The organism is Streptomyces griseomycini (genome assembly GCF_014203535.1).
GTDB lineage: Bacteria > Actinomycetota > Actinomycetes > Streptomycetales > Streptomycetaceae > Streptomyces > Streptomyces griseomycini.
On the sequence record NZ_JACHJI010000051.1, the window covers coordinates 1 to 5,071 of the forward strand.

Here is a 5,071-nt window from a genome sequence, read left to right on the forward strand (position 1 = left end):
GCACCCGTCACCAACACCGAACTGTCCGGACCGAACACCACCTCCGAACCGACCTCCGGCTCCGGCTCCCCGGGACGGACGCGCGTCAGGCGCGGGGCGTGGATCTCGCCGGAGCGCAGTGCGAGTTGCGGTTCGCCGGTCGCGGCGGCGCTGGGCAGGATGTGTGCCGAGGCGGGCGACGCGTCGGTGTCGATGAGGACGAACCGGTCGGGGTGTTCGGCCTGTGCCGCGCGGACGAGGCCCCACACCGGCGCGCCGGCCAGACCGAGGACGTCCTCGTCGGGGTCCGCGGCCACCGCGCCGGTGGTGACGAGGGCCAGCCGTGCCGAGCAGAACCGGTCGTCGGCGAGCCACTTCTGCAGCAGCGCCAGGGCCCAGTACGTGGTCTCGGCGGGGTCCGTGGCCGGGGGGACGGGGGCGAGGACGAGGTCGGGCACCTCGTCCTCGCTCAGTGCGGCCAGGTCGGGGTAGGTGCGGACCGGGGTGGAGGTCTCCGTCTGGCCGAGCCCGTTGCCCAGGACCGCCCAGCGGGCGGAGACGGAGGCGGCGGGACGTACGCGCGTCCAGTCGACCCGGAACAACGAGTCCGGCCGGTCGGCGGCCAGCCCGTCCGTCGGCAGGGTGCGCAGCGTCAGTGCCTCGACCGAGGCGACGGGGGCGCCCGTGCCGTCGGCCAGGTCGAGGGCGACGCCCGAGGCGCCCGCCGGGGACAGCCGTGCCCGCAGCGCGGACGCGCCGCCGCGGTGCAGTCGTATCCCGCGCCAGGAGTACGGCAGGTGCAACTGCTCCGCGTCGGTGACGAAGTCGCCCAGTCCGACGGCGTGCAGCGCGGAGTCGAGCAGCGCGGGGTGCAGGCCGAAGGCGCCCGCGGTGTCCCGGTCGGGCAGTTCCACCTCGGCGAACACCTCGTCGCCCCGGCGCCATGCCGCGCGCAGACCGCGGAAGGCGGGTCCGTAGCCGAGTCCCGAGGCGGCGAGGTCGTCGTAGCGTCCCTCGATGCCGATGCGTTCGGCTCCCTGGGGCGGCCAGGAACCCGTACCGGGGGCCGGGGCCGGCTCGTCCGCCGTGAGGGTGCCGACGGCGTGCCGTGTCCACGGCTGGTCGTCGGGCGCGTCGTCGGCCCGCGAGTAGACGCCCAGCGTGCGGCGCCCCGACGCGTCCGGCGCCCCGACGGACACCTGGAGCCACACCGCGCCGTCCTCCGGCAGGACCAGCGGTGCCGCCAGTGTCAGCTCCTCGACGTGGTCGAGCCCGACCTGGTCACCGGCCCGGATCGCCAGTTCCACGAAGGCGGAGCCCGGTACGAGGACCACGCCGCCGACGGTGTGGTCGGCCAGCCAGGGGTGGGTGGCCAGGGAGAGCCTGCCGGTGAGCAGGGCGCCCTCCTCGGCGGCCAGGGTGACCGCGGCGCCCAGCAGCGGGTGGTCGGCGGCCCGCAGACCCGCCGAGGTCACGTCCGTCACGTACGCGCCGGCGTCCAGCCAGAACCTGGTGCGCTGGAACGGGTAGGTGGGCAGGTCGATCCGCCGCGCGCCGCGTCCCGCGAAGGCCGCCCGCCAGTCGAGGGCGACGCCCCGCACGTGCAGGGCCGCGACGGCCGAGGTGAGGGTGGCGCCCTCGCCCCGGTTCGCGCGCGAGGTGGGCACCAGCAGCGCGCCCTCGTCGACGCAGTCGCGGCCCATCGCGGTCAGTACCGCGTCGGGGCCCAGTTCCAGGAAGTGCGTGACGCCCTGGTCGCGCAGACACCGCACGCCGTCGAGGAACCGTACCGCCCGGCGGGCGTGGCGGACCCAGTGCTCCGGGTCGCGGGCCTGTTCCGGGGAGAGCACGGTGCCGGTCAGGGTGGACACGATCGGGATCGTGGGCGTCCCGTAGGTGAGGGTGCGGGCGACGGTGCGGAAGTCGTCCAGTACGGCGTCCACGTGCGGTGAGTGGAAGGCGTGGCTGACCCGCAGGTACCGGGTCTTCCCGCCGCGTTCGCGCCAGGCGCCGTCGATGGCGGCGACCGCGTCGGCGTCGCCCGCGATCACCGTGGATTCGGGGCCGTTGACCGCCGCGATGTCCACCGCGCCGCCGTGCCCGGCGATCAGGCGGCGGACGGTGTCCTCGTCGGCGCGCAGCGACAGCATGGCGCCGCCCTCGGGCAGCGCGCCCATCAGTGCGCCGCGGGCGGCGACCAGCGTGCACGCGTCGGCGAGGGAGAACACGCCCGACACGTGGGCCGCGGCCAGTTCGCCGATGGAGTGGCCGGCGAGGAACTGCGGGGCGAGGCCCCAGGCCGTGACGAGGCGGAACAGCGCCACCTCGATCGCGAACAGCGCGGGCTGCGTGTAGGTGGTCAGGTCGAGCAGGGCGGCGGTCCGGGTGCCGGGCTCGGCGAAGAGCACGTCCCGCAGCGGTCGGTCCAGGTGCGGGTCCAGGGCGGCGCAGACCTCGTCCAGCGCGTGCGCGAACACGGGGAACTCCCGGTACAGTTCGCGGCCCATGCCGGCCCGCTGGCTGCCCTGTCCGCTGAACAGGAAGGCGAGCTTGCCGCGGGTGCCCACCGTGCCGCGGACCAGGTTCGGCGCCTGGTCGCCGGCGGCCAGGGCACGCAGGCCGTGCAGCAGTTCGGCGCGGTCCGTGCCGACGACGGCGGCCCGGTGTTCCAGGGCGGTCCTGCTCACGGCGAGGGAGTAGCCGACGTCCACCGCCGGTACGTCCTGGCCGTCCAGGTGGGACAGGAGGTCGGCGGCGCGCTCGCGCAGCGCGCCGGGGTCGTTGCCGGACAGCACCCACGGCACCGCGTCGGTCAGGACGGGGGCGGCGGTTTCCAGGGGGCCGCTCTGCCCGTCGGCGCTTCCGCCCTGCCCGTCGGCGTTTGCGCCCCGCTCGTCGGCGGGGCCGTCCGGCTCCTCGGCGGGGTCGGTGTTCTCGGGCGGGGCCTGTTCGAGAACGACGTGGGCGTTGGTGCCGCTGATGCCGAACGACGACACCGCCGCCCTGCGCGGCTGTCCCGTCTCCGGCCACGGCCGCGCCCCGGTCAGCAGCTCCACGGCGCCCGCCGACCAGTCGACGTGCCGGGAGGGTTCGCCGACGTGCAGGGTCGGCGGCAGCACGCCGTGCCGCATCGCCATGACCATCTTGATGACGCCCGCGACACCGGCCGCGCCCTGGGTGTGGCCGATGTTGGACTTCACCGAGCCCAGCCACAGCGGCTCCCGGGTGCGCTCCTGGCCGTAGGTGGCCAGCAGCGCCTGGGCCTCGATCGGGTCGCCCAGCGTGGTGCCCGTGCCGTGCGCCTCGACGGCGTCGACCTGGGACGCGGTCAGTCCGGCGCTGTCCAGGGCCTGCCGGATCACCCGCTGCTGCGACGGCCCGTTGGGCGCGGTGAGGCCGTTGGACGCGCCGTCCTGGTTGACCGCCGAGCCGCGGACGATCCCCAGCACGGGGTGGCCGTTGCGGCGGGCGTCGGACAGCTTCTCCAGCAGCAGCATGCCGACGCCCTCGCCCCAGCCGGTGCCGTCGGCGCTGTCGGAGAACGACTTGCAGCGGCCGTCCGCGGCGAGGCCGCGCTGCTTGCTGAAGCCGATGAACGTGTTCGGGGTCGCCATGACGGTGACCCCGCCCGCGAGGGCGAGCCCGCACTCGCCCGACCGGAGCGCCTGGGCCGCCAGGTGCAGCGTGACCAGGGAGGACGAGCAGGCGGTGTCCACCGTGACGGCGGGCCCCTCCAGCGCGAACGTGTACGACACGCGGCCGGAGGCGACGCTCGCGAAGCCGCCGGTGCCGAGCAGGCCCTCCAGTTCCTCCGGCACCGACCGCAGCCGCGAGGTGTAGTCGTGGTACATCACGCCCGCGAACACGCCCGTGCGGCTGCCGCGCAGCGTCGACGCGTCGATGCCGGCCCGCTCGAACGCCTCCCAGGACGTCTCCAGCAGCAGCCGCTGCTGCGGGTCCATCGCCAGCGCCTCGCGGGGCGAGATGCCGAACACGCCGGGGTCGAACTCGGCGGCGTCGTGCAGGAACCCGCCCTCGGTGCGGAACACGCGGTCGGGGTCCTCGGGGTCGGACAGCGCGACCTCGCCCCATCCCCGGTCGTCGGGGAACGGCGTCACGCCGTCGCGGCCGTTCGCGACCAGCTCCCACAGGTCCTCGGGGGAGCGCACACCGCCGGGGTAGCGGCAGCTCATGCCGATGATCGCGATCGGCTCCTGCTCGCCCTCCTCGACCTCGCGCAGCCGCCGGCGTGTCTCACGCAGGTCGGCGGTGACCCGCTTCAGGTAGTACCGGAGCTTGTCCTCGTTGTCCATGCCGTCTCTACTCCAGGGAAGGTCGAGCTCGTCGAGCAAGTGGGGTGGGCGGGCGGGTCAGGAGATGCCGAATTCCTTGCCGAGCATTTCGAACACCTCGTCGTCGGTGGCGTCGTCGAGGTCCTCGGTCGTCCGCGCGGTGGCGTCGGCACGGCTGTCGCGCCACAGGGCCAGCAAGGCCGCCAACCGGGTGCCGACCCGGTCGTCCTCGTCGTCGCCGGGCTCGATCGCGGCGAGGCTCGCCTCGATGCGGCTCAGTTCGGCGAGCAGGGGAGCCACCCCGCCGGGCTCGTCGACGACGAGCGCCTGCGTGAGGTGGCCGACCATGTCGAACGGGGTCGGGTAGTCGAATATCAGCGTGGCGGGCAGGCGCAGTCCGGTGGCGGTGTTCAGCCGGTTGCGCAGGTCGATGGCGGTCAAGGAGTCGAAGCCCAGTTCGGTGAACGCACGCCGTTCGTCGACCGCCTCGGGGCCGGGCAGCGCCAGCACGGCCGCGATGTGCGTGCACACCAGGTCGACCAGGGCGGGCGTCCGCTCGGTCTTCGGCAACGCGGCCAGCCTCTCCCGCAGTGCTTCGGCCGGGTCGGTCCCGGTCTCGGCCGCCCTGCGGGTCGTCGTGCGCACCAGGCCGCTGAACACCGGCGGCACCGAGTCCGCGCCGCGCACGGCCCGCAGGTCCAGCCACATCGGGAGGACCACCGGATCCGGTCCGCCGACCACGGCGTCGAACAGCTCCAGACCTTCCTCGGCGGACAGGCCCGCGGCCCCGGTCCCGGCCA

The 5,071-nt window shown here is 74.8% G+C and carries 2 protein-coding genes; both read right to left on the reverse strand.

Translation table 11 applies throughout. From position 1 onward, the window contains the following. The coding region (locus FHS37_RS38575; protein ID WP_184829976.1) for a type I polyketide synthase at positions 1 to 4,292 on the reverse strand (4,292 nt) is incomplete at its 3' end. Between the two features lie 57 nt (positions 4,293 to 4,349). Further along, the coding region (locus tag FHS37_RS38580) for a phosphopantetheine-binding protein (protein WP_245005823.1) at positions 4,350 to 5,071 on the reverse strand (722 nt) is incomplete at its 5' end.